General features: G+C 37.2%; 21 protein-coding genes. 18 read left to right on the forward strand and 3 right to left on the reverse strand.

Annotated features, from left to right (window positions below; all coding sequences use genetic code 11):
- The first annotated feature begins 157 nt into the window (after positions 1-157).
- The 6 genes from PSH41_RS15370 (at position 158) to cas6f (ending at position 9493) form a co-directional block, all read left to right on the forward strand.
- On the forward strand, positions 158-484 hold the full coding sequence (locus PSH41_RS15370; RefSeq protein ID WP_273589879.1) for a helix-turn-helix domain-containing protein: 327 nt from the start codon (positions 158-160) through the stop codon (positions 482-484).
- Between the two features lie 36 nt (positions 485-520).
- A complete protein-coding gene (locus tag PSH41_RS15375; RefSeq protein ID WP_273589878.1) occupies positions 521-4561 on the forward strand; it encodes a hypothetical protein in 4041 nt (1346 codons plus the stop codon).
- 74 nt (positions 4562-4635) lie between these two features.
- Complete coding sequence (locus PSH41_RS15380; protein ID WP_273589877.1) at positions 4636-5811, forward strand: TniQ family protein; 1176 nt, start codon at positions 4636-4638, stop codon at positions 5809-5811.
- A 3-nt stretch (positions 5812-5814) separates the two neighbouring features.
- Positions 5815-7866 carry a type I-F CRISPR-associated protein Csy2 gene (locus tag PSH41_RS15385; RefSeq protein WP_273589876.1) on the forward strand — a complete coding sequence of 684 codons (2052 nt, stop codon included), beginning with the start codon at positions 5815-5817 and terminating at the stop codon, positions 7864-7866.
- Positions 7866-8894, forward strand: a complete 1029-nt coding sequence (gene csy3 / locus PSH41_RS15390; RefSeq protein WP_273589875.1) for a type I-F CRISPR-associated protein Csy3 — start codon at positions 7866-7868, stop codon at positions 8892-8894. The genes PSH41_RS15385 and csy3 overlap by 1 nt, the downstream gene beginning before the upstream one ends.
- Positions 8891-9493 carry a type I-F CRISPR-associated endoribonuclease Cas6/Csy4 gene (gene cas6f / locus PSH41_RS15395; RefSeq protein ID WP_273589874.1) on the forward strand — a complete coding sequence of 201 codons (603 nt, stop codon included), beginning with the start codon at positions 8891-8893 and terminating at the stop codon, positions 9491-9493. Before csy3 ends, cas6f begins: the two co-directional genes overlap by 4 nt.
- 325 nt (positions 9494-9818) lie before the next feature.
- Here the strand turns inward: cas6f and PSH41_RS15400 are convergent, their stop codons facing one another.
- Positions 9819-10106 (reverse strand): hypothetical protein, encoded by a 288-nt coding sequence (locus PSH41_RS15400; RefSeq protein WP_273589873.1) that lies wholly within the window; start codon positions 10104-10106, stop codon positions 9819-9821.
- Between the two features lie 167 nt (positions 10107-10273).
- Between PSH41_RS15400 and PSH41_RS15405 the strand changes: the two genes are divergently transcribed.
- The 6 genes from PSH41_RS15405 (at position 10274) to PSH41_RS15430 (ending at position 17664) form a co-directional block, all read left to right on the forward strand.
- Positions 10274-11395, forward strand: coding sequence for a competence protein CoiA family protein (locus PSH41_RS15405; protein ID WP_273589872.1), 1122 nt, complete (start codon positions 10274-10276; stop codon positions 11393-11395).
- A gap of 26 nt (positions 11396-11421) precedes the next feature.
- Positions 11422-11814, forward strand: a complete 393-nt coding sequence (locus PSH41_RS15410) for a hypothetical protein (RefSeq protein WP_273589871.1) — start codon at positions 11422-11424, stop codon at positions 11812-11814.
- Between the two features lie 5 nt (positions 11815-11819).
- On the forward strand, positions 11820-12002 hold the full coding sequence (locus tag PSH41_RS15415) for a hypothetical protein (protein ID WP_055018233.1): 183 nt from the start codon (positions 11820-11822) through the stop codon (positions 12000-12002).
- Positions 11995-12909, forward strand: a complete 915-nt coding sequence (locus PSH41_RS15420; RefSeq protein WP_273589870.1) for a DUF6414 family protein — start codon at positions 11995-11997, stop codon at positions 12907-12909. Before PSH41_RS15415 ends, PSH41_RS15420 begins: the two co-directional genes overlap by 8 nt.
- A gap of 252 nt (positions 12910-13161) precedes the next feature.
- Entirely contained in the window at positions 13162-14148 is a 987-nt protein-coding gene (locus PSH41_RS15425; protein ID WP_273589869.1) for a hypothetical protein, read from the forward strand.
- A gap of 756 nt (positions 14149-14904) precedes the next feature.
- Positions 14905-17664 (forward strand): response regulator, encoded by a 2760-nt coding sequence (locus tag PSH41_RS15430; protein WP_273589868.1) that lies wholly within the window; start codon positions 14905-14907, stop codon positions 17662-17664.
- Positions 17665-17690: 26 nt separating this feature from the next.
- Here the strand turns inward: PSH41_RS15430 and PSH41_RS15435 are convergent, their stop codons facing one another.
- Complete coding sequence (locus PSH41_RS15435; protein WP_273589867.1) at positions 17691-18380, reverse strand: DUF1826 domain-containing protein; 690 nt, start codon at positions 18378-18380, stop codon at positions 17691-17693.
- Complete coding sequence (zigA, locus tag PSH41_RS15440; RefSeq protein ID WP_273589866.1) at positions 18380-19579, reverse strand: zinc metallochaperone GTPase ZigA; 1200 nt, start codon at positions 19577-19579, stop codon at positions 18380-18382. Before zigA ends, PSH41_RS15435 begins: the two co-directional genes overlap by 1 nt.
- Positions 19580-19795: 216 nt before the next feature.
- Here zigA and PSH41_RS15445 point away from each other — a divergent pair, with 216 nt between their 5' ends.
- The 6 genes from PSH41_RS15445 to PSH41_RS15470 all read left to right on the forward strand — a co-directional run bounded on the left by PSH41_RS15445 (position 19796) and on the right by PSH41_RS15470 (position 24484).
- The gene (locus tag PSH41_RS15445; protein WP_273589865.1) at positions 19796-20881 is read left to right on the forward strand and encodes an alkene reductase; all 1086 of its coding nucleotides are present in this window, start codon (positions 19796-19798) and stop codon (positions 20879-20881) included.
- Positions 20882-21078: 197 nt separating this feature from the next.
- Positions 21079-22161: an RDD family protein gene (locus tag PSH41_RS15450; RefSeq protein WP_273589864.1), complete on the forward strand. Its 1083-nt coding sequence runs from the start codon at positions 21079-21081 to the stop codon at positions 22159-22161.
- Positions 22162-22244: 83 nt separating this feature from the next.
- On the forward strand, positions 22245-22496 hold the full coding sequence (locus PSH41_RS15455; RefSeq protein WP_004586953.1) for a type II toxin-antitoxin system Phd/YefM family antitoxin: 252 nt from the start codon (positions 22245-22247) through the stop codon (positions 22494-22496).
- The gene (locus tag PSH41_RS15460; protein ID WP_029772622.1) at positions 22486-22776 is read left to right on the forward strand and encodes a type II toxin-antitoxin system RelE family toxin; all 291 of its coding nucleotides are present in this window, start codon (positions 22486-22488) and stop codon (positions 22774-22776) included. Before PSH41_RS15455 ends, PSH41_RS15460 begins: the two co-directional genes overlap by 11 nt.
- 86 nt (positions 22777-22862) lie before the next feature.
- Complete coding sequence (locus PSH41_RS15465; protein WP_273589863.1) at positions 22863-23714, forward strand: alpha/beta hydrolase; 852 nt, start codon at positions 22863-22865, stop codon at positions 23712-23714.
- 74 nt (positions 23715-23788) lie between these two features.
- Positions 23789-24484 carry a hypothetical protein gene (locus PSH41_RS15470; protein WP_273589862.1) on the forward strand — a complete coding sequence of 232 codons (696 nt, stop codon included), beginning with the start codon at positions 23789-23791 and terminating at the stop codon, positions 24482-24484.
- Positions 24485-24517: the final 33 nt, after the last annotated feature.

The raw sequence follows: 24517 nt of genomic DNA on the forward strand, positions 1-24517 counted from the left end.
TTTACTTTTATTACTAAATGTAAATCATTATGGGCTTTAAGTAGTAACTTCACAGCAGAATTTTTGCCTTTACTTAAAAACTAAAATATCCTTAGTACACTTATAGGTTAGATACTAAGAGAATCTTAGCAAGATATAATTTATAGCTAAGGTTCACATGGAAACTCCAACACCTTCACGCCTAAAATCTGCAAGAAAAGCAGCTGGCCTTACTCAGCAACAGCTAGGTATGGCATTAGGCATGGAACCTAACACGGCTAGTGCTCGCATGAACCAATATGAAAAAGGCAAACATGCCCCTGATTTTTTAACCATGAAACGCATCGCTAAAGAGCTAGATGTACCAGTGGCTTATTTTTATTGTGAAGAAGATGACTTGGCTGAATTAATTTGCGCATGGGGTAAAGCAGACCAGCATGATAAGGCGAAACTGCTTGGTAGTATTAAAGCTTCCGAAATATCTTTAGGCTTAATTAAAGAGTAAATACCTTACTTTAATTTGTGAATATACAGAGAATCTATGACCTCAAATATTTATCTTCAGCGTACTCTTGAAAATGATGAGCAAATTTATGCTGAAGATGAACTCTTGAGTGTCTCTAAGTGCGTAATTATTTTAGCAGAACCAGGAGCAGGTAAGACTGAGTTTCTTAAAAGCTTAGCAAGTAAGGCTAATACTAACCCAGTCACTGCTAGCAAGTACTTGTATTCTAGTAAATTATTTAGGGATTTTCTTGTTATAGATGCCTTGGATGAACTATCCAAGATTGACAACTGTGGTATACACAAATTATTAGCTAAAGTCATCGAGTCAAAACCTGAAACTTTAATAATATCAAGTCGCTCAAGTGAATGGAGCAGTGACTCAGCACAAGCGGTTATAGAGTATTTAGAATGTGATCCTTTGGTTTTAAGGCTGAGGGAGTTTAATGAATTAGAGCAAAGGAAGATTTTTGATCACCACTTGCCTGATGAAGATTTTGATAATTTTTATACAGAAGTATCACGCTTTAATTTAGATGTTTTGCTTCCGAACCCTCAGTTTTTGAAAATGTTTGCAGATGCCTACATTGAAAGTAATCGAAAATTTAAAAGTAAAAGCTCTATCTTTGAAAAAGCAGTTGAGCACTTAGCTAAAGAGCTTAACCCTTCGGCAAAAAGAAGAACTGGAATAGATTTCCCGTATAAGAAAAAAATAGAGCTCGCTTCAGAAGTATTTTCTAAAACTCTTTTATCAGGTGCTGAAGGAGTAAGTGTTAGTGACTTATCAGAGGAATACTTATACCCCAATATCAATGCACTAATAAAAGCGGGCTTAGATCTATCAAGCATTATAGATTCTCGCTTATTTAAACTTGCAGATGATGTTGATCAACATCGAGCTGTTCACAAGATTATTGCTGAATATTGTGCCGCTCAGTATTTAGTAAAGCGAATACAGAGTAATCAAGATCCACTAACTTTAAGAGTTTGTAAAACAGTAATAGCTTCAAATAATATTGTTCGTGATGAATTGAGAGGAGTGCTTGGTTGGATGGCTACTCTCGGCGGGTTAGCGCTACAACATGAAATTATAAAGCTTGATCCTTATGCTGTGCTAGCTAATGGAGACCCCTCACAACTTGATCGCTCATCTAAAAGGTTACTTTTATCACAGTTAACACAAATTGAAAAAAATGACCCGTATTTTAGAAGAGGTGATTTTTGGCGGCGATACAGTACAGTTGGTTTTTTTGGTAAAAATATGGCTGAAGATATTAAGCCAATTTTAGAAAATAAAAATGATGGGCATTTACGAGATTTAGTATTAACTATAATCAAAGAATCTCAGGTTATTGAGCACTTAATTCCTAATCTCAGAAACATACTATTCGATCCTAATGAGAGATTAGATACTCGAAGGCTTGCTATGGAATGTTTGTTTTCGCTTATTGATGTTGATGATATTAAAATACTCGAAACATTAATATCCGAGTCTAGTAATACCTCTCTAAACATCGCAGCTAAAGGAATTGAATTCTTAGGTGCTAATTCTATTGATTTAGGCATACTAAAACGCTTCTTTCGAGCATGTTCAAGTCTCTACCCTACTGAAAAAACCTCACTAGATGATAGACGGTTACAAGGCAATCGATATTTCATCAATAAATTGGTATGGACTTTAAGTGGTGAAAATACAGAACGATTATTAAATTTTTTAACCGATGAGTTAACTTGCAGTTGTGGTAAAGAGTACTATGAATGTTTTTGTAGAGACGGGATAAGCAAGCTTGTAGGTAAATTGCTCGATCATTACTTTGATATTACTAGCCTCCCTTATAATCCAGAACAGATATGGGGGTGGCTAAAAAACTTAAATTATCACAGGGAAGGAAGTGAAAATTTCTGTAAGTCTGTAAAAGCAATTAGAGAAAATAAAGACTTAAGACAAGGACTTTTTAAAACCGCTTTCTTTGGTATAACTGAACGTAAAATAATCTACAATCTTAAACGAAGTAGGTTTGAAACAGATTGCGGTGCGCATTCTGGATTATGTTTTTCCGCTGATGATACTGAATACCTAATCAATTTAGCATTTGAAGAAAATAATTTAGCACTGTGGTCAACCTTTATAACGAGGCATTTTTACTTCCAGCACAACAAGCTTCAGTTGAATAGTCATATACGCAGCATTATGCGTAAACAAGCTAATCAAAAGCTAGAATTTATGCGAGAGTGGGCAAAAGCAAATAATACAGATTACTCTATTGGATTACAGATACGAAAACGAAATTCGAAGTCTAATAGACTAGATAGAAAGAACAAAAAATGTGAGAGCCAAAATCGTGCAGACAACATTAGCTTTATTCAGAGAAACCGCGCTTTAATCGAATCTGGAGGGCATTTCGGGTGGTTAGTTAATTTTTCAGAGTGTTTGTTATTTGAACCTGAAAATATACAAAAAGAGTTTGGTGATGAAGAGCTAATGAGAACTTCATTAAAAAACTGCACTAGCCTGATTGCTCCCGATGTACCTAACTTACAGAAACTTGCGGAGTTGAGGAGTCAATCGCAGAGGTTACATGTTGAAACAGTTTTGTATGCTTTGTGCTTAGAAACAATACGTATGGAGGGAACTCTAGACAATATTAGTAAGCAAATACTTTCTGCCGTGAAAACTAGATGTAATATTTATTATGACGCAGTAACTGAAGATGAACGTGGTCTTCTTAAGTCTGAAATTGATCGTTTGTTATTTCCTGATGTAACTTCCAAAGAAAATTACTTAAAAGAGTATGTTGAGCCTCAATTAGACAAGTTTAAATGCGAACACCCCGAAGTAGAAGTACTAAGAGACGATGAAATATTTAGTGATTTTAAAGCCAATTTACCCTTAGAGTGGTTAAACAAGTATTCTAGCCTGAGCTATTATGCGTTGGATATTTTATTTGATTTAGCCGTTCATTATGGTGATAAAGAACAGCTTAAAGATTTGATCTTAATTCGTTGCGATGAATGGCTGGGTCGAATTGAATCACCCCATATAGATAAGCCTGAAGAGAAAATCATACAATTCTGGTTTTTAAGAGCTTTTTATTTTTTGGATTTATGCGATTCCCAAAAGTTTTTTTATTTCCTTACCCAGAAGAAAAGCTCAATATTTTTATTCGAGGGAATATCAAGTAGTTTAAACTCCGGAAGCCGCGATACTTTTCCAAGTTTATCTAGCGATAAAATATATTTATTATTAGATCGCTTTATTGAAGATTGGCCACAAGTTAACTTGCCTTCCTTTTATGGCACCTCTAGCCCTGACGGAGAAAGAGCATATCGATTTCTGGTTGATATATCTGGGCAAATTGAATTGGACGCTTCTGAGAGAACAATTCATATTATTGAACAGTTAATTGAGGACTCTCGTTTTCAGGTTATGCGCCAAAATCTTAAAAGTATGAGAGCAAATCAAATTCGTGCTTTAGCTATGAGAAACTTTATTCCTCCAAATATTTCAAAGGTTATAGACCTTTTGGATAATTGTGAGATTGTTACAGTTGAAGGACTTAGAGATAGAGTCTTGTATGAGCTAGATAAATATCAAAAAGATATTAAAGGTGGGGAGTTTAACCCTGGAAATCGTTTTTATTCGCAAGGCGGAGTTCGACTTGACGAAGTTAGCTCAGTAGAAATTATTGCAGAGTATTTGAAGCCTCGCTTAGAAGCAGACAGCATAGTTATCAATGCAGAGCATCAAACAAAAGATAAAAATAGAATTGATATTACTGCTTCCAAAGTAATGGATGGTATTCGAAGATTACTTGTGATTGAAGCTAAAGGGCAGTGGCATACAGAACTGTTTTCAGCAGCAGGAAACCAACTGGCTGAAAGATATTCAATTCATCCTGACGCTGAAGGACAAGGTATTTATCTTGTTATTTGGTTTGGGGCTGAAGAAAAGGTAGCGAATAGAAAGCAGCATGGCTTGAAAAGCGCAGATGAACTTAAAGCAAAATTAGAAAATGACTTACCTAAAAATCTTGTAGGGCTGATTGATATATTTGTTTTAGATGTTTCAAAAGATTAATTTCTCTTTAAGCTTGACCTAAGTATTACTTTTAATCTAAACCTAAACTAAGATTTTCTTAGTTTAGGTTGGCGATGCATTTTTTAGTTCAAACAAAACCTTACCCAGATGAGGCGCTTGAAAGCTATTTACTAAGGCTTGCAAGAGATAACTCGTACAATGGCTATAGTGAGCTTGCTGATATTTTATGGCAATGGCTTGTAGAGCAAGATCATGAGCTTGAAGGTGCTTTGCCGTTAGAGCTGAGTAAGGTTGATGTTTATCATGCTAGGCAAGCGAGCAGCTTTAGAATTAGAGCGCTCAAGTTAGTAGCCCAATTAGCAGATGTAAACGCTGGTGACATTCTTGCACTTGCATGGCGGCGCAGTAATTTTAAATTTGGCAACTTAGCAGCAGTAAGTCGAAATGAGCTGACTATTCCTCTTGAGTTACTTCGAACTGATATTATACCTGTTTGCATTGAATGCTTGTCTGAATCTTCACGTATTCCTTTTTATTGGCATTTAAAGCCCTATAAAGCGTGCCATAAGCATAAAACACAATTAACTACACATTGTAAGGAATGCTATGACTCAATTGATTATCGAGCTTCTGAGGCGTTTTTAGAGTGTGTTTGCGGTTGTAAACTAACCAATAGTGAGCAGTTAAGCGATGCAGATTTTAAAATTGCATTTGCGCTTGCAAGTAGTAACAGCCATAAAATAGTCGGGTTAATATCCTGGTTTGCGAAGGTTAAGCAACTTGATGTAAGCGATGCTGACTTTAATCGAGCTTTTGTTGATTACTTTAGTACTTGGCCTGATGGCCTTACCGCTGAATTAGATTTACTCACAAATAATGCGCGGCTCAAGCAACTTAACCCTTTTAATAAAACTAAGTTCAACTCTGTGTATGGAAATGTGATCTGTGATGCTCAAATAGCTGCAACAAGTAACCGTAAAAACAAAGTAATTGATGAGATTATTAATTATTTTGTCGAATTAGTTGATAGTAACCCTAAAGCTAAACATCCAAATATTGCTGACTTACTGCTTTGTACTTTTGATGCCGCAGTATTATTAAACACCACTACAGAGCAAGTTTATAGGTTTCATCAAGAAGGCTTTTTAAACTGCGCTTATCCACAAAAAAAGCACGAACAGCTCAGAGCTGATAGCCATGTTTTTTATTTACGCCAAGTTATTGAGCTACAGCAAGCATTCGCTGCTGAAAAGCCTCAAACAAAAAAACAATTTATAGCGCCGTGGTAACTTATGAACTTACAAGATGCATTTGCAATTGAATCACTAAAAGAAAAAACCACAACACTTAGAAAGTTGTTTGCGCCATATACATCTCACGTTGCGGTAGATGGCTTTGAAGAACAATCGCTGACTGTGCTCATTAACCTAGTTTATAAGCGAAGTGAGATCGATGATTTAACAAGTACAAGAACCGCTAAAAGTGTATTACGCGATGAAGTGTTACTGAGTAAGTGCATTAACGAAGTAAAATGGTTTCATACTCATAATTTAAAATATCCTGATATACGCGTAAGCCATCAACGTTTAATTAGTGAAGTTGTAAGTGAAGATATTGCGGGTATTTGTAGCCGGTCATTACCTTTAAGTTTTGGCTGGTCGCACAACAGTGCTGAAATTAATCATGCAAAGTTATTTTTAACCTCATTTAGTTGGCAGGGCGAAGTGGCTTGTTTAGCAAAGTTATTAATAACCGAAGAGCCTGTTTGGATTAATTTAATAAGAGCATACGGGTTTACTAAAAAGACGGTTTTAGACATCGCGGGTAAAATAAAACAGCAGTTGCCAGTTGCAGAGCTCCCATTAGAAGTAAGCCCTTTCTCACCACAATTACAAATGCCATTTCAGCAAAGCTACCTTGCGGTTACGCCTGTAGTAAGCCACACAATGCTAGCTAAAATTCAGCAATTAACAACTGAGCGTAAGTTAAACTTTGCTTTAGTTGAGCACTCAAGGCCTGCCAATATTGGCGATTTAGCAAGCTCCGTAGGTGGTAATATTAGAGTGCTGCGTTACTTTCCTAAAACATATTTTAAGGCTATTAACCGCTCTAAAGTAGCCGATAATGATATTGAGAAAACATTTAAAATTCGTGCGCTATTAAGCAGTCAATTTCAACAGGCGCTTTTGGTGTTGGTAGGCATTAAACAGTTTAATACGTTAAGGCAAAAACGATTAGCGCGAGTAGCGGCTATTAGGCAAGTACGTGTTAGCTTGCAGTTATGGCTTGATAACATTCTTGAAATTAAAAATAATGCGCAAGAGCAAGCTTACCCTGAGTGGGCAAAGCATTACTTAGATCAGAGTGTTACTAACTGTATTAGCCAATTTAGTAACGTACTAAATGAGAGTCTTGGTAATTTAAGTAAGCTCAAACGCTTTGCATATCACCCTAATTTAATGGGGCTGTTTAAGGTGCAATTAAACTATGTGTTTACTCACTGTGCAGCTGAAGAGGAAACATTAAATGATGAGCAAATAGTGTATGTACATTGTCAAGATATGCGAGTGTTTGATGCTGAGGCAATGGCTAACCCGTATATTCAAGGCATGCCGTCACTTACTGCTTTAAATGGGCTTGCTCATAACTTTGAGCGTAAGCTAAAAAACTTTATAGACCCTTCAATTAAGTGTATTGGGAGTGCCATTTACATTGAAAACTATCAACTACATACGGGTAAACCATTACCTGAGCCAAGCAAGTTAAAACAAGTTACAGGGCGTAGTCATGTTATAAGTTCTGGTATTATCGATAAACCTAAATGCGATATAACACTCGATTTAGTGTTTAGGCTTTTCGTACCAAATACTGAGTTGTTAGATAAGTTAAACAGTCAGCTTATAAAGCCAGCAATTCCATCTTCATTTGCGGGTGGGACTATGCATCCACCTTCGTTATACCAGAGTATAGATTGGTGTCATGTACATACTAAACCGAGTGAGCTATTTAAAAATATAAAGGCAAAATCGTTAAATGGCAGTTGGTTGTACCCTTCAAAAAAAGTAGTCAAAAGTTTTGAACAATTGATAGATGCGCTTAACGGTAACTTTAATTTAAGACCCGCTGCAATTGGCTTTGCTGCGCTTGAAGAACCCGTAAAGCGGGATGCAGCATTACATGAATACCATTGTTATGCAGAGCCCGTAATTGGGCTGTTAGAGTGTGTTAGCAATACATCAGTAAAGTACGCAGGGGCTAAGCAGTTCGTGCATGACGCATTTTGGGTTATGGATGTTCAAAAAGAGTCTATGCTTATGAAAAAGTCTAAGTTTGAGTATGAATAATGCAATTACCTCGGCAGTTAAGTTACACGCGTTCGCTCTCACCCAGTAAAGCGGTGTTTTTTTATAAAACACCAGAGTCTGACTTTGAACCGCTACAAATAGAGCAAAATAAATTAGTTGGACAAAAGTCAGGGTTTGGCGATGCGTATCAAAAGCAAAATGTGGCTAAAAATTTAGCGCCACAAGATCTCGCTTTTGGTAACCCACAAACAATTGATGTGTGCTACGTGCCTCCAACAGTAAAAGAGCTATTTTGTCGTTTTTCACTCAGGGTTGAAGCCAATAGTAATGAGCCACATGTTTGTGATGATCCTAAAGTTATTTATTGGTTAAAACGTTTTTTTGAAACCTATAAAAAGCACAATGGCCTTAATGAAGTTGCTACCCGTTATGCTAAAAATATACTGATGGGCAACTGGCTTTGGCGCAATCGTCAATCACCGAATGTTGATATTGAAATCCTCACAGAACATTCAGATCCAATTATTGTTGAAGGTGCACAAAAATTAAAGTGGCAGGGCAATTGGCAAAATAATCAAACGGCATTAACAACATTGTTAGAAACTATTCAAGAAGGGCTTAGCAACCCTCAAAATTATTGTTATTTAGATATAACCGCAAAAATTAAAAATGCATTTAGCCAAGAGGTTCACCCAAGTCAAAAGTTTGTAGATACTGTTGATCAGGGCATGTCATCTAAACAACTTGCATACACTCAAGTGGGCGATAAAAAAGCAGCAAGTTTAAACTCACAAAAAGTAGGGGCTGCTATCCAAACTATTGATGATTGGTATGAGGGAAGTTACAAGCCTTTGCGCACTCACGAGTATGGTGCAGATAAGCAAATGTTAGTTGCCCACAGAACACCTAAGACTCATTCAGACTTTTATTCATTACTCCCGCGCATTGCTTTGTATATTAAGCACATGGAAAAGCATGGTTTAGAGCAAGGTGAAGAATCAGACGCAGTTCACTTTATTGCGGCAGTGCTGATCAAAGGTGGCTTGTTTCAAAGGAGTAAAGGTTGAAGCGCTATTATTTTACCATTACTTATTTACCCAAAAATTGTGATGTAAGCCTTCTTGCTGGGCGTTGTATCGGTATTTTGCATGGATTTATGAGCTCACGTGAAATAAGTAATATTGGTGTGTGCTTTCCTAAATGGAATGAGCAAACGATAGGTAATGAATTAGCGTTTGTATCAACAGATAAAGAGCAATTAACCAACCTATCTCAGCAAAGCTATTTTGAGATGATGGCTCATGATAAGTTATTTGGCTTATCAAAAATACTCGAAGTACCAAAAAACCAAAGTGATGTAATGTTTGTTCGCAACCAATCAGTAGCCAAAGCTTTTGTTGGCGAAAAGCAAAGACGGTTAAGACGCGCTAAAAAACGAGCTGAAGCCAGAGGCGAAGTTTACAACCCTGAATATAAATTTGAGGCAAAGGACATAGGCCACTTTCATTCAATACCTGTATCAAGCAAAGGTAACGGGGAAGATTTTATACTTCACATACAAAAAATTGAAAATACTAATGCGATAGAAAATCAATTTAATAATTATGGCTTTGCTACAAATCAAACATTTCAAGGCACGGTTCCCTCTTTAAATGCCCTTTTTTAATAGTTATAAAACACTCTTCTTATTTTCAATGGGTTATCAGGTTGATTAAAATAAGAAGAAACCATTTAAAAATGATTTAACATTGTGGTATTTATAGAAATTTAAACTATTTTTAATAGTGAACTGCCGAGTAGGCAGCTGGAAATTGCTTCTGGCAGCGGCGGTATGTTAATTGCATTGTGAACTGCCGAGTAGGCAGCTGAAATTAGGCCAGGAATTGAACAACCACAAATTGTGACTCTTAACTGCCGAAAAGGCAGAGGCTAAATAAAAAGACCCCAGCAAACGCTGGGGTCTTTTTATTCAACTTTAATTAAGGTATGAGCTATTTGTGTTTATTCATACTTGATCTATTTCTTGTTTCACAGATAATTTTATCCTTACCATTTAAGCCATAAAATTTTTCGTTACAGCTCAGTTTTTCAAAATGCTTAGAAAAATCCTGTTCTAAATTAGAGTTAATAGCTTCGTCAAAATTATCCATAAATACAGCTTGTTCAGCGGCGCTAAGGTCATCTACGGACAGCCGACCATCTAATGCAGCTTTTACATTTTCGCAATCGAAATTCGCCGATTTATCTATGGTGTTGCTGGTTTTTATTGGTTTAGCCATATTAAACTCCCAAATATAAAAGCTGTTCTTATCTAATCATAACTTAATTCTAAAAATTAGCTGCTGTAATTATTTTTAGACTTGATTAGTAAACGCTTGCTAGCCAGTGCTTTGACGGGTAGATTGATAAGCAAATAGCTATTTAAATGGAATTAATAAGTTAGGTTATGTCTACAATCTCTAAAGTCTTTTTACCTGACGAGGGTAAAAGCTATACCTCCAATGAAGTTCTATCTATAGATGAAGCGGGTCTATTTAAGCTTAGGCGCTTCCTAAGAGAGCCTGAAGGGCTTGGTAGTATATTATGTGCTACGTGTTTTCAGCCTTTAATGCTTGCTGGAACTCCATCGCAAAAACATCATTTTAAACATCCTATTGGTTCAGAAGATTGCCCTGTAAAAAGCACAACAAGCCTCACCGATAGTGAACTAAAGGCAATTAGTTACAATGGAATAAAAGAAAGTAAAAAACATAAAGACTATAAAGCGACTATATCAAATTTGCTTAAAAGCGAAGTTGAGTATGAAAATATTCAAGTAGAACAAACTTATCGAGAGCAATTTCAGACGGGACTAGCTAAAGCATGGCGAAGACCAGATATAAGTTTTTACTCTAACACGCACAACATGGATATAGCTATTGAGTTAGTGTTAGACCAAGTACCACTAGATGTTATTGTTGCGAGAGATCGATTTTTTAAAGAACAAGGCGCTACAGTCCTTTGGCTATTTCTACAAGACAAAAACAACTTCACCCGAAAAGACATATTTTATAACTCTAACGAAAACCTTTACGTATTTGACCTTGAATCAAAAATCACTAGCCGAGATCAAAGCAAGCTGTTTTTTAAGTGTTTTTATACACAATACGGAATCGATGATTTAGGCTTTCAGGTACAAGTTGTCAGTTCAGAGCAATCAAAATTAGTGAGTTTGAACGACTTACACTTTAACGAGAACAACCTTACCTATTTCGATGTTCAGCAGTCAGGAATTGATGCAAAAAACGAGGCCGATCAGATATATAGGCAGCGCCAGCAAGAGAACGATGATTATAGAAAAAGGTTAGATGAAAAAAGGCAAAATAGACTAAGTGGTAACTCTGCTTACGCATCCGTAGCTGATAAATATATACAGCCAAGAGTTATTCAAGAAGGTTTAATTGCTGAACTAAATGCAAAAAATAAAAAGCTGAAATGCCACTGTGGGAACGAAGATATGACACAGTTCAGAAGCAAAGCATGTTTTGTTTATTGTAAGTTATGTAGTTCGGAGGTGGAATATGAATGATAAAATAATAATTAAAAGGATAAAAAGTGAATAGTGACATACGGACGAAGTGGTTAATTTATACTGTTTTGATCGGTGTATTACCGATTTTATTGAGGTTATTGTTGACTACTTGGGGAGTGAAAATATCCCTTTTTAGTATAAGTGACTTTGTTGCATTTGGATTTGTTCTTCATATTTCAATTTTAAATGAAATTGAGCACGTTATAGGGCAAAGACAGTGGAAAACCTTTCAAAATGGGATTTCTATTGCTGCAATTTTCATTTATGGGTCTTTTTCATGTGTTCTGATGTTACACGAAAGTGGCTTTAAAGAAATTGACTTAAATGGAATCAAAGTATCTGCATACATAGCCGCATTCGTATCACTTCTAACTAGTTTGAGTGTGTTTTTCAGACCAAATAGGGTTAGAGGGTAAAGTCGATGAACATAAATCTAATTTTATATATATTAGTGGCTATTTTTGTCCTTTCAGGAATTACAGTTTTTATTTGGTCATTAGTAGACACAATTCGAGTGCGCTCTTCTGCAGAGTACAGTGAAATAAGAGAAGAAAAAATAAGAGCAGCTAAAGAACGCTTTAAAAATAGGAAAGACAATGATTAAGAATTTTATATATTTAGATGAGCCAAAATTATATTCATTTTCATCACAATTATTTGAGGGGGTGACTGAGTATGTTCTGGATCGGCATAGTTTTGAACATGAAGACAATGATACTCAAAAAGGGAAATTGGCATCTGGTAGAGTAATTGCAAATGTCATTAAAGAGGCTTCAGCTTCTACAACTAAAAAGTTTTTGCATGATCATTCATTTAACTTATTTGAAAAAGAATTAGAAGAAAGTGAAAGAGTGTTGGATGTAACTAACGAGACCTTAACATTTAATGATATTGCGAAATCTGACAAATCATTTATTCGGATTAGAGCTAAAGGTAAGTTTGTTGACCTGCTTGAAATAAAATCGCTATTTAGTAACTTCAGTAATATCAGTGATGCATTAGCAATATTACCTTTAACAGGTGAATTACAAGAATTTGAAAAGAAAAAGGCCGAAAATCCTAGAAGCCAAGCCGTTAAAAGCCTTCAATCTCAGCTAGATAAGGTAATTCAAGATAGAAGTGCTGAACTTGGTGCTACGATGCCGAAAAGATCAGTAAAAGGTTTTGAAACTATAATAGATAGCTTTGGTGATGATATAGTTCGCTTTCAGCAAGAAGTTAATAATGTAACTTTTTCAACATGCTTATCTCAGGAGTATCTGAGAGATTCTCTTAAAACTATTTATCGTAAATATTCTAGGAAAACAGCTAAAGAGTTTGTCGTCATTGGTTTCATAAGTCATGCTGATGGCACCCAAAGCGCTGATATAAAAAATATTTCTGAGGGCGCAAGTATGCTACAGCATATGATAGGCATGGCTGAAAATATGTATGAAATAGAACAAACTTTTACCGGTAAATCTGAAAGTGAAATAATCATAGAACCTATAGCTATTTACACTGAGCTGTAAGCTTAATTTTTAGGACTGAAGTGAGCCAATACCATTTTAAATATTTGCGACGCCTCTGACCGCAATACATGAACGCAATAGATTTTGGGTGTTAGCTCATACCTGTCTAACTTAAGTTTAGGTTTTATGCAATATGCTTCTAAGAGCGAAATATAGTTGGTTAACATAGAAAATCTTGAATTTTTTATTGTATTAGCTGTTGTTTCCGGTATTTATAAGCCACCAAATTAGACAGAATAAGCTATTGAAAAAATGAGAGCAGCAATTACTTATAGAAATTATCTAGAAGAAATAGATAAAAAAATTACCTGTGAAAAACATAAGTGTTTATACATAGGTTGCACAAGCAAAGCAATTGATGCTCATTCTATTCAAAAGCGGGGGCCACTTGCTAATATTTCAGACAATAATTTAGTTTATTGTTTAGAGTCGAGCCTTTCCAAAGCTTATGATGTTAGGACAGGTACAAGTAACATAGGTTTTAAAAAGACACCGGTATCAAGGGCAACTACATTTCCAGGATTCTGCGATAAACACGACAAACTGTTCAATGTGTTTGAGCTGCCAGGATTAGATCTTAGCAATAAAAAGCACCTACTTTATTTATATTATCGTACTTTGGGGTATGAATTAGTAAGACAAATTATAGATTCAAAAAGGAGAGCTATTATATTGGGTAACCAATATTTATCTCATTCAATTTCTGCCGCTCTAGGTTTAAATACCTTCGAAAGTGAAGCTGATTTTAAAAAAACATTGCATCTTAAGGCTTCCTATTGTGAAGGTGAGCTTTTCCCTTTACTTCAATTAACTCAAAGCTATATTGAAGCTAATAAAATAGGATCTCTTCAGCATTTAACTAGAAGCATTAATAAAAATCTAGGTGTTGCATGCTCTAGTTGCACATATATTTCTAGAGAACACTTTTCTGAATTCCGTAACACTTTTCCTAATGAAGATTTACCAACAGTGACTTTCAATGTAGTACCCAAAAAAAATGAAACAGACATAATAATTAGCTGGGACGAGAAATATAACAAACACAGTACATGGTTACGAAAAGAGTTTGAAAGAAATTTTGAACAATTACTAAATGATTTTATCTTTTATCGCTCGGAGGATATTTGCATTGCGCCTAGCGTCTGGGAAGACAATAAAGATATACAATCTATAGTTAAAGAAACGGGACATATTTTTGATCCGAATTACACGAAAAATCTGGGTGTACTAAAAATTTAGCTAGTAATCGTTTAATGTTTCATTGTCCGACTATAATTGCACATAAAAGCCCGAGATAGTTGGCTGTATTTTCAAAGTATCTCGCATTATAAGGTTTTTTTTGGTAACTTTATGCCATTATAAGCTTCAATATTATGCCAACTTACACTTCACTTGTGCCGTTGTAGCTCAATGAAATCGAATGTGTCTATGTCAACTTACACTTCAAACAACATTTGGGTGAAAATACATTCCTTTTAAATTATTCCTTAGTAACACCGTTAAATATTTAGTATCACGAGTATCGATTTTCCACTATTACCGCTCTACCTCATTTTTACATTCAGACTGTTTTTATTATTGCCGTTTACTGCACTAGCAGATGAAACATTCACTATTTATGTAAAAAAATCAAATTACTTATTTAGCAACGCCAAAGCAAAACTCACATCTGCTGAGCTTGGGAATAAATTGCAGTCACTAAATGTTTCAACAGTAATACTCGATGTAGACTATTGCGCAACTCCAGAAGCGTTAGCTAATGCCTATTTAGCAATCGCAAATGCTAAACCTATGCTTAAGGATATTAAGTTAAATTTAAGTGGCAGTCATAAAAAGAGTAAGTGTAAAAACACATAACACGCTTTTTGACAGGGGGTAATGTGTATCTGTTCCTGTTTTATTGCTGCTAGACAACCCTTGCCTTGTACGTAATAATGTAAAAATTACATTAATTTTAACATGTAAAGTGTTAACAAAGTGCCCCAAGGTTGATTAATGCCGCAAAGAAGTAAGTGGACACTCGCTGTTTTATTAGGGTTATTAGGCGGGTTAGTAAATCTCTCGCCATTGTATTTTTTCGACAGCTCCGAATTTCTGTTTGGGCAATTGTTTGTTTTATGCAGCTTAGTATTTACTGGGCTGCGTTACGCGTGCCTAAGCCTTGCCATTGTTTCTGGTTTTTTACTTTATAGATGGGGCCATTGTTGGCCAAGTATTGTGTATTTACTCGAGCTTTGTTGGCTTTATGCTTTTTGCTTACGCCGCTCTAAACCTATTCTTCCTCTGGGTAGCGTATTTTGGCTATGTATTGGTTTACCCTTTGTATGGGTTATAGGCCAATTTGTTATTGGCTTGGCCTGGTTAACGCTAATAGTGGCTATATCAAAGTACTTAATTAACGCGCTAATAAGCTTGGCGGTGGTTGATTTAGTTAGTGTATTTGTACCTTACGCTAGCCGTGCGTATCAGGGTCGGCCCCTGGCAAAAATTTTAAGCTATGTGGTTAGTGTCATTATTATTTTAGTGGTATTGCTAACCAGTGTGATTTTAGTAAACGATCATCATGCGCGCTTAGAGTATGAAGTAAACGCTCAACTAAAAGAAAAAGCCGAGTCTATTAGCACGCAATTAAATGATTATTTAGCATTTCATAAAAACGCCATTGTTATGAGTAGCGACGCAATAAGTGCGGGCACTGCAAGCGATGTGCAGCTCAAACGGTTAATGTCGTTATTTCCAGGCTTTACAACCAGCTTGTATGCAAACCCAGATGGCTTTGTAGAGCTTAGCTCGCCCAGCGATTTAATAGAGGGGCTTAGCCTTGCGCAGCGTAGTGTTAAAGACCGAGCATACTTTACCCAAGCTCAGCAGTTCCCTCTGGGTTATACCAGTGGCGTGTTTCAAGGTCGCGGCCTAGGTAACGAGGCCATTGTGGCGCTGTCGGCACCTATATACCGTAACAATACGTTTTATGGTGTGGTAGAGGGCTCGTTAAAGTTAGACCGCTTAGAGCGGTTTATACCTAACTTATTTGAGTATACGGGCGATTTAGTGGTGCTAGATGCGCAGCAAAAAGTGGTATTTAGCTCCCTTGATGAATTTAAAATACTGAGCCATTTTAACGGGGAGGGCTTTAATACCAGTAATTTAGGTGATAAAAACCTATTTCGTTCAACCAAAAACGAGGTGTACCACAGCTCTAGGTACATTGACCCACAAAACCACTGGCAAGTTATTACCTTTTATAATCGTAAGCATTTAAGTATGTCGGTGGCAAAAGCTTGGCTACCCACTATTTTGTTAAGTGCGCTATTGATGCTTATGGTGGTTATTTTTATACACCAACTTGCTAATTTATTAGTGCAGCCAATCACTAGCTTAACTACGCTAATGCAAAGCTTTGGTAAAACCAAAACACATAAGTTTAATACAGACTCAAGCTGGCATGAGGTATTGCAACTGCAACAGCAATTTGAATTACTAGCTAATGCGCTTCAGCGTTCAATAGAAAACCTACAAGCCTCTAATATCAGAAACCAAGGGTTAAATACCCAGCTGAGCGAATTTAATCAGCAGCTAGAGGGCAAAGTAGCAGAGCAAACCACAGAGCTTAAAAAAGCGGTAAATAGGGCTAATTTAGCCAATGTTGCTAAGTCGCAATTTTTAGCCAATATGAGCCACGAGCTACGCACCCCTATGAACGGTATTTTAGGCATGGGAGAGGTTTTATTGCGCGATAATTCATTAACCGATGAGCAGCGGGAGCTATTAAATACGCAGCAAAAAAGCGCACAAAATTTACTGAAAATTTTAAACGATATTTTAGATTTTTCTAAAATAGAAGCCAACGCCATGGAGATTAGCCCTCGGGCGACTAACCTTGCGCCGTTTATTGCCAATATAAAGTCGTTGTTTTCTCCCATTGTAAGTTCTGATCACGTCGAGTTTATTGTTAGTCAAAGCGACAGGCTGCCAGATTGCGTAAAAGTAGACGACCTTCGTTTAAACCAAGTCATTATTAACTTGCTCTCTAATGCGTATAAGTTTACAGAGCGTGGTTTTGTGCGTTTATCGTTTGATTACGAAAACGAGCAACTTTTAATAAGCGTAGCCGATAGCGGCATTGGTATTGAAAAAGATCAGCAGTCGTTGTTATTTAGTGAGTTTACGCAAGCAGATGTAGGTGTGGCACGTAAGTATGGTGGCACAGGGTTAGGTTTAGCAATTAGCCAAGGGTTAATTAAAAAAATGCAGGGTGAAATTACCCTCAACAGCGAACCAGGCAAAGGCAGCGTACTTAAATTTTACGTAAGTGCACCTAAAGCACAGTCCAACAAACCAGAGCCCGTTAAACAGCCGAAGTCGTTGCCTAATTTAAGCGATAAAACACTTTTACTGGTTGAAGATAACCCCATTAATCGCCAAGTAATTGCAAAAATGCTAGAGCCTACAAAGGTAAACTTAGTGATGGCAACCGACGGCATAGAAGCGCTAAAAGTACTTGAAGGTAATCGCTTTGATTTAATTTTAATGGATTGCCAAATGCCTAATATGGATGGCTACGAGTGCACCCAAACAATACGGGCTAACGAGGTAAATACAAAGGCACATGTGCCCATTGTTGCTATTACCGCAAACGCCTATGAAGATGATAAGCAGCGCTGTTTGAGTGTAGGCATGGATGACTTTGTATCTAAACCGGTAAATACACAAGGGTTGTACGAAGTAATCGCGAGGGTGATAAACGCGCATTAGTGCAGCGTTTATCACCACAACAAACTTTAAATAAAATCAAGGGTGAGCAACAAGCGTTGCTCGTTTGTAGCCACCGGTGGAGAGCGGTGTACAAGCCCTGCGCCTTCGTTTTCATCCCAGTACTCGCCTTTAAGCAGGGCAACATCCCCTTGATTTAGCTGATTAATATTATTTAGGCTTTTAAATAAGCCAGACTCTTCATCGGGCTTACCCAAATTACCAGTTCCAAGCTTTGAGCGGTCTACATCGCTGTGATTTAACCACTGCGTTGCAACGCCTTGGTAAGTTGTCACTAATCGGCACGGAATTTTGTCTACATGGAAACGCGGGCACATAGGTTTATCTAATATTTTTAGCCTTAAACCGGCGCGTTTTAAATCAAATAGGCAGCAAAACATTTCAACTAATAATGCTATGTCTTTACACAGCGCATGAGTTTCATCGCGGTTATTATCATCTGGTTTAAGTGCAGTAACTAACTTATCAAACGCATCATCGGGTGATACCGCAAGCTCAAGTGGTTTTATGGCATTAGTGCTAATGAGTGTATTAACGGCATTTGTTAATGCTTGTTCAAGGTCTCTTTGCCAAATAACGATGTTAGTGTTTTGGTCATAAATGTGAGGCAATATATTGGCGTTACTTTCTTTAGCTGCTCTTCGGTGGAGTTGCTCAGTGGGTTTTATTTGCACCGTTATTGGAGCTAGGGCATTCATTACACTTCCTCCCAAATAGGAAACGGGTCGTTATAGGTTTTCCAAAAATCTTTACCTTTAAGCACAGCTTCTTCTGGTAGTAGGCAGTCATCAAGCGCCTCAATCATGGCTTGTTTATTTAACGACTGACCAATAAATACAAGTTCTTGACGCATATCACCAAAGGGCTCTATCCATTTACTGTTTATATCAGCAAGTAGCTCGGGCTCTGTGGGCCAGTCTTTTTTAGGAATTGCTTTATAAAACATGCCAGCAAATCCGTAATGAGCTATACCGCCTGCTTGGCACCACTGCGCGCAAAATAAAGGGCGCGTTGCGAGCCAAAAATACCCTTTAGAGCGAATGAGCTGGCCAAATTGCTCGGTGTTGTGCAAAAAGTGATAAAACTTTTCAGGGTTAAATGGGCGGCGCGCCGTATAATTAAAGCTGCTAATACCATACTCTTCGGTCTCGGGAATGTGTTCACCACGCATTTCTTTAAGCCAACCCGGCGCTTGTTGGGCGCGTGCAAAATTAAATAAGCCCGTGTTGAGCACTTCGTTAATATTAATATTGCCGTTTGATATAGGAATCAATTTAGCTTGAGTATTAAGCGTATTTAAAATGGCAATAAGCTTATTGAGCTGTTCATTGGTGACTAAATCAGTTTTGCTAATTAAAATAACGTCGGCAAATTCAACTTGATCAACAAGTAGGTCGGCCACGCTTCGCTCGTCGTCTTCTCCTAACGATTCGCCAGTATCTTGTAAATCGTTTGCTTGTTCGTAGTCGGTTAAAAAGTTAACCGCATCAACCACGGTTACCATGGTATCGAGGGTGGCAACATCACCAAGAGAAACACCGTTTTCGTCGGCAAAGGTAAATGTTTCGGCAACCGGTAGAGGTTCTGAAATGCCTGTTGATTCAATGACGAGATAATCAAAACGGCCATCTTTGGCAAGTTTATCCACCTCAACAAGTAAATCTTCTCGTAGGGTGCAGCAAATACAGCCGTTGCTCATTTCGACGAGTTTTTCGTTGCTGTGATTGAGCGACACATCGTTTTTAATTGTGGCTGCATCTATGTTTATGTCGCTCATATCGTTGACAATAACAGCCACTTTTTTTCCTTGTCGGTTATTAAGAATATGGCTAAGTACGGTTGTTTTACCAGCGCCTAAAAAGCCTGATAACACTGTGACGGGCAGTTTATTTATCATTTAATTTTACTTACTAATAGGTATTTATTGGTATGTTATATTGTATCAATTAGATTTTCTAGCACTAGCATCACTTTTTAAATAGTTTGTATGTAATGCTCAGCAGAAGAATAAGTAGACACTTTTGCAAATACAACAAAGCTATTTTGTGTTTTTTGCTATTTTTGAATTTATATAGCTGCGCTATTATGAGCGCCATCAAACTTAGGAGGCATTATGACGTTACTTTTCTCACCCATAGAACTTGCAGGTAAAACTTTAAAAAACCGTATTGTTATGCCACCAATGACTCGATCGCGCTCAACGCAGCCTGGCGACATTGCCAATGATTTAATGGCCACTTATTATGCGCAGCGAGCAAGTGCTGGGTTAATAGTAAGCGAAGGCACACAAATAAGTGAGCTGGGTAAAGGCTATGCCTGGACACCAGGTATTTACACAAACGAGCAAGTAGCAGGTTGGCGCACGGTAACCAACAAAGTGCATAAAGCTGGTGGCGTTATGTTTGCGCAGCTTTGGCATGTAGGGCGCGTAACTCACAGCGATAACACAGGCGGTGTTCAGCCTATATCGGCATCGGCCATTGCTGCAAAAGACGTAAAAGTATTTGTAGATACTAACGGCGAACCTGGCTTTGTAGATACTCAGTTACCGCGTGAAATGAGCAAGCAAGATATTGAAAATGTACTAGGCGAATTTCGCCAAGCGGCTAAAAATGCAGTAGACGCAGGCTTTGATGGCATAGAGCTACACGCCGCTAACGGGTATTTAATTAACCAATTTTTAGACTCGCAATCAAATGCCCGTACTGATGAATATGGCGGCAGTGTGCAAAATCGTCTGCGTTTTTTAACAGAGGTTGTAAATGCAGTAAGCGATGAAATTGGTAGTCAGAAAGTAGGTGTAAGACTTGCGCCACTTACCACGCTTAACGGCACGGTTGATGATAACCCAGAGCAAACATATTTAGCCGTTGCTCAAGCACTAAACGACGCTGGCGTAGGCTACATGCACATTGCTGAAGCCGACTGGGATGATGCCCCTTTAATGAGTGTTGAATTTAAACAGGCTATTCGTAAAGCGTACAGCGGCGTATTAATTTATGCAGGTAAGTATACTAAAGAACGTGCTGATGAAGCCCTAGCACAAGGCTGGGCCGACATGATTGGCTTTGGTCGCCCGTTTGTGTCTAACCCAGATTTACCAGCACGTTTAAAGCAAGGTAAACCGCTAAATAGCCACAACTCCGACACCTTATTTGGTGGTGCAGAGCAAGGCTATACCGATTACCCAACCGCTTAATTATTTATAAATAAAGTATTTTAAGGGCTGCATGTATGTAGCCCTTTTTTATGCTGGTAAATCAATACTTTTAACTTGAGCTAATACCAATTCTCAAAATAGATCACTTAATTAAGCGGATTGATATAAAAATAAAAAGCGCGTAAGTTAAATAGCTTACCCATTTTAAAAACATAAAAATAAAAATAAAAATAAAAATGAAAACCAAAGAGATAGAGCAACTCGCGTTATCAGACTCTGAAACCAAAGACGTTATCACCCCGTATGCCTTTAAAATTGACCAAGCGTTATTAGGTATTCCATTAGCGAGCCCAATTAAACGTGCATTGGCGATGACTATTGATGTCACTTTAATATTTATAGCCGCTAAGTTAAGCGCCACTTTAATTGCCTTTGTGGCTGCCATGGCTTTTTATAAAGGCACTGCGCAGCAATATCTTCCAAAAATGTCGTCGTTTTGGCGCAGAGCCCTAAAGCTTTTTGCCGCGAGCTTTTTATTTGTAAGTTCATTAACTGTACTCTCGTTAGCGATTGATTTTTTTGAAGGCGATACTGTTATTCAAGCACCTCAACTAGAAAAAACACAGCAAAACGATGAGCTAAGCGAGCATGATAAAGCAATAATACGCACCTATTTAACACAAACAGACGACGATAAAAACTGTGATGACGCTTGCCAAAGCGTTGCTCGAGCAAATTTAGTTGGCCAATTACCAGCGCTTGCTGAAATGCAAAACGTAGGAGGTATTGAAGTTACGCGCACATTATTGCACTTAATGGCCATATCTGATGATGAACCCGTTGCGGCAGATGATTTTAAAAATAATGAGACAGAGCTAGAAAGCATTTCGGACGAAGTAACTCATAAAAGCAATATCGCAGAAAAAGCTGAAACTAAAAGCGTACAAACCAAACCTGTCACCAGCATTTTGCAGTGGGGCAAAGGCATTATTCAAGACCTAGGCCTTGGCTTTGGTTGGGCAGCCGTATACTTTACGTTGTTCTCGTTATTATGGCGCGGGCAAACCCCAGGTAAAAAAGTATGTAATATTCGGGTGGTCTCACTAAATGGCGAGCCACTAGGTATGCTTGATTGTTTTGGCAGATACGGCGGGTACGGCGCCGGTTTCGCAACAGGTTTATTAGGCTTCTTACAAGTGTACTGGGACCCAAACAGGCAAGCTATTCAAGATAAAATATCAGCCACGGTGGTTATCCAAGGCAGTGTGAACCAGGTTGTAAATGCACAAACGGTAGAAGAGACTTTAAAAACTACTTAGAAAATAAGCAATTATAAAATATATAGCTTTAGATAAAAAAAGGGCTAAAATAAGGTCTTAATTTAGTTCTTTATAGGTGTTATATGAGACAGGTTTTAGCTGATTGTTCGGCAAGTATTTCAGAACTTAAAAAAAACCCAACTGCGCTTTTAAATGAAGCTGATGGCGCTGCAATAGCCATATTAAATCATAATAAGCCTGCAGCTTACTTGGTGCCTGCACAAATGTATGAGCAACTTATGGAACAATTGGATGATTATGAACTAACTAAAGTTGTTGAGAGCCGCAGAGGCGATTTATCTCAAGCGGTTGAAGTTAGTATAGATGACTTATAAGTTAAAGTTTTTACCAGCAGCCTTAAAAGAGTGGGAAAAACTTGCGCCACCACTTAAAAGCCAGTTTAAAAAGAAACTTGCTGAGCGCTTAGATAATCCGCATGTCCCAGCCTCTAAATTACGCGGCTTTGATAATGTTTATAAAATAAAATTGCGTACGGCAGGGTACCGCCTTGCTTACGAAGTTATTGATGACGAAGTTGTGGTGTATGTACTCGCAATTGGTAAACGCGATAAAGATGCAATATATAAAAAGTTAGCCTCAAGAACTAAGGAATAGCTTAGTAATAAAAACGGTGTTTTGATTGTTGAAAGAAGGGCAGGCGTTTCTTCTTGGTTTGCTATTAATTTAATACAAGGATATGTATGAAAGTCCTATCAATAATATTTTTATATTTATTTTTTACAATAAATGTAAATGCCTCAGAGCCTATTACTCTAGCCAAAACCTATCAGCTTGAGTCTGTAATTTTAAATGAACAACGCAGCTTTAGCGTTTATTTACCGCCAAGCTACAATCAAAGCCCCAATCAGTCATACCCAGTTATTTACTTGCTCGATGGTGACCAAACACACCTAAAAGCTGTCGCCGGGCTAGTAGAGGCACTTAGTACTCAGCGGCTTGAGCAGCAAATACAACAAGCAATTATAGTAGCCATTCCTAATAGTCAAAATGCGATAAGAGAGCGGGATTTTACCCCAACCAATGTTGATTGGACATTTAACGGTGAGCTTCTTGAAAAGTTTGAAAATATTGGCAACGCCGCAAATTACAGTGCCTTTTTTGAAAAAGAACTTATTCCTCTCATTAATAAAAATTACCGAACATCAACTAAACGCGTATTAATAGGTGAGTCCTTCGGTGGCTTGTTTGCCAGCTATGTATTGCTTACCAACCATGCGCTATTTACAGATTACTTAATAATTGATGCAACCTACCTGTGGGATAATAACTACCTAAACCGTTATTTTGATGAGCAACAACTTATAAATAAGCCGCTTAATGGCAATGTATATTTTACCTTTGCAAATAATGACGAAGCGTTTGGCGAAATTGGTAAAGCAAATTATCAATGGGGTGTAGCGTTTGCTAATAAGTTAAAAGCGCACCCAAGCAATAATCTAATTATTAATCAACGTTACTTTAAAGGTGAAACTCATGGCACAGTCGCTGCGCTTAGTTGGTATTATGGGATTAAAGAGTTGTTGCCGCCATAAAAAATTGAGCAGATTTAAATCACAGAAGTTTATAAGTAAAGACTTTTGATTATTGAAAAATGGAGAGAAGTTAAGTGATTGAACCAGTAAAAGAAATAAATAAAGTTATTAATACAGATACAACTTTAGCTCCACCTATAGATACTGCTCTAGCTAATTGTAAAAAAACACTAATTATTATTTCATCAGTGTTATTAGCGCTTACTTTCTCAGGCGCGAAGGTTACAGAGGCAAATACTTTTATTTTTAAAATCACCTTTACTAACCCTACAGGTATTAATACTCTTTTATTGTTATCTATTGGATATTTATTACTCCGATATAATTCTATATCTCACATCTATACTGATAATTATAAAAAACAATTCGCCACACGAGTTTTGGAGAATAAGTTTTTTAGAAGGTATGATAGTTATAATGATGTAGTTGATGGGTTTATTCCTGATTTGCTAAAACCAAAAATATATATTAATGATGATAAATATAAACACAGCAATCATAGCTATTTAGACTATGACCTTAAAGTAAGATTATTTTTTAATGCTTATATCGACCTTACTGAATATGACGAGCATGGCAACCCATATCTATACAGGTTTTATTTAATAGGATCGAAAGATAAATTACAGTATTTATTCGCCCTCAGTATTATGCTCTCTCACTGGTTTCTTGAACAATTTCGTCAGCGTGACTTTTTAGAGTTATATAGTCCAATGTTTATAGGATTTATAGCAGTTTACAGTAGTGTATTGGTGAGGTTAACATCATAAATTTTGAGCTTTAACTTATAGTTTAATACTGAA

It is taken from the genome of Pseudoalteromonas sp. CST2, assembly GCF_028599385.1.
GTDB lineage: Bacteria > Pseudomonadota > Gammaproteobacteria > Enterobacterales > Alteromonadaceae > Pseudoalteromonas > Pseudoalteromonas atlantica.

Bases quoted from the DNA above. Each gene is read 5' to 3' on its own strand.
- PSH41_RS15370 (WP_273589879.1), top strand. From the start codon at position 158: ATGGAAACTCCAACACCTTCACGCCTAAAATCTGCAAGAAAAGCAGCT.
- PSH41_RS15375 (WP_273589878.1), top strand. From the start codon at position 521: ATGACCTCAAATATTTATCTTCAGCGTACTCTTGAAAATGATGAGCAA.
- PSH41_RS15380 (WP_273589877.1), top strand. From the start codon at position 4,636: ATGCATTTTTTAGTTCAAACAAAACCTTACCCAGATGAGGCGCTTGAA.
- PSH41_RS15385 (WP_273589876.1), top strand. From the start codon at position 5,815: ATGAACTTACAAGATGCATTTGCAATTGAATCACTAAAAGAAAAAACC.
- csy3 (WP_273589875.1), top strand. From the start codon at position 7,866: ATGCAATTACCTCGGCAGTTAAGTTACACGCGTTCGCTCTCACCCAGT.
- PSH41_RS15400 (WP_273589873.1), bottom strand. From the start codon at position 10,106: ATGGCTAAACCAATAAAAACCAGCAACACCATAGATAAATCGGCGAAT.
- PSH41_RS15405 (WP_273589872.1), top strand. From the start codon at position 10,274: ATGTCTACAATCTCTAAAGTCTTTTTACCTGACGAGGGTAAAAGCTAT.
- PSH41_RS15415 (WP_055018233.1), top strand. From the start codon at position 11,820: ATGAACATAAATCTAATTTTATATATATTAGTGGCTATTTTTGTCCTT.
- PSH41_RS15420 (WP_273589870.1), top strand. From the start codon at position 11,995: ATGATTAAGAATTTTATATATTTAGATGAGCCAAAATTATATTCATTT.
- PSH41_RS15425 (WP_273589869.1), top strand. From the start codon at position 13,162: ATGAGAGCAGCAATTACTTATAGAAATTATCTAGAAGAAATAGATAAA.
- PSH41_RS15430 (WP_273589868.1), top strand. From the start codon at position 14,905: ATGCCGCAAAGAAGTAAGTGGACACTCGCTGTTTTATTAGGGTTATTA.
- PSH41_RS15435 (WP_273589867.1), bottom strand. From the start codon at position 18,380: ATGAATGCCCTAGCTCCAATAACGGTGCAAATAAAACCCACTGAGCAA.
- zigA (WP_273589866.1), bottom strand. From the start codon at position 19,579: ATGATAAATAAACTGCCCGTCACAGTGTTATCAGGCTTTTTAGGCGCT.
- PSH41_RS15445 (WP_273589865.1), top strand. From the start codon at position 19,796: ATGACGTTACTTTTCTCACCCATAGAACTTGCAGGTAAAACTTTAAAA.
- PSH41_RS15450 (WP_273589864.1), top strand. From the start codon at position 21,079: ATGAAAACCAAAGAGATAGAGCAACTCGCGTTATCAGACTCTGAAACC.
- PSH41_RS15455 (WP_004586953.1), top strand. From the start codon at position 22,245: ATGAGACAGGTTTTAGCTGATTGTTCGGCAAGTATTTCAGAACTTAAA.
- PSH41_RS15460 (WP_029772622.1), top strand. From the start codon at position 22,486: ATGACTTATAAGTTAAAGTTTTTACCAGCAGCCTTAAAAGAGTGGGAA.
- PSH41_RS15465 (WP_273589863.1), top strand. From the start codon at position 22,863: ATGAAAGTCCTATCAATAATATTTTTATATTTATTTTTTACAATAAAT.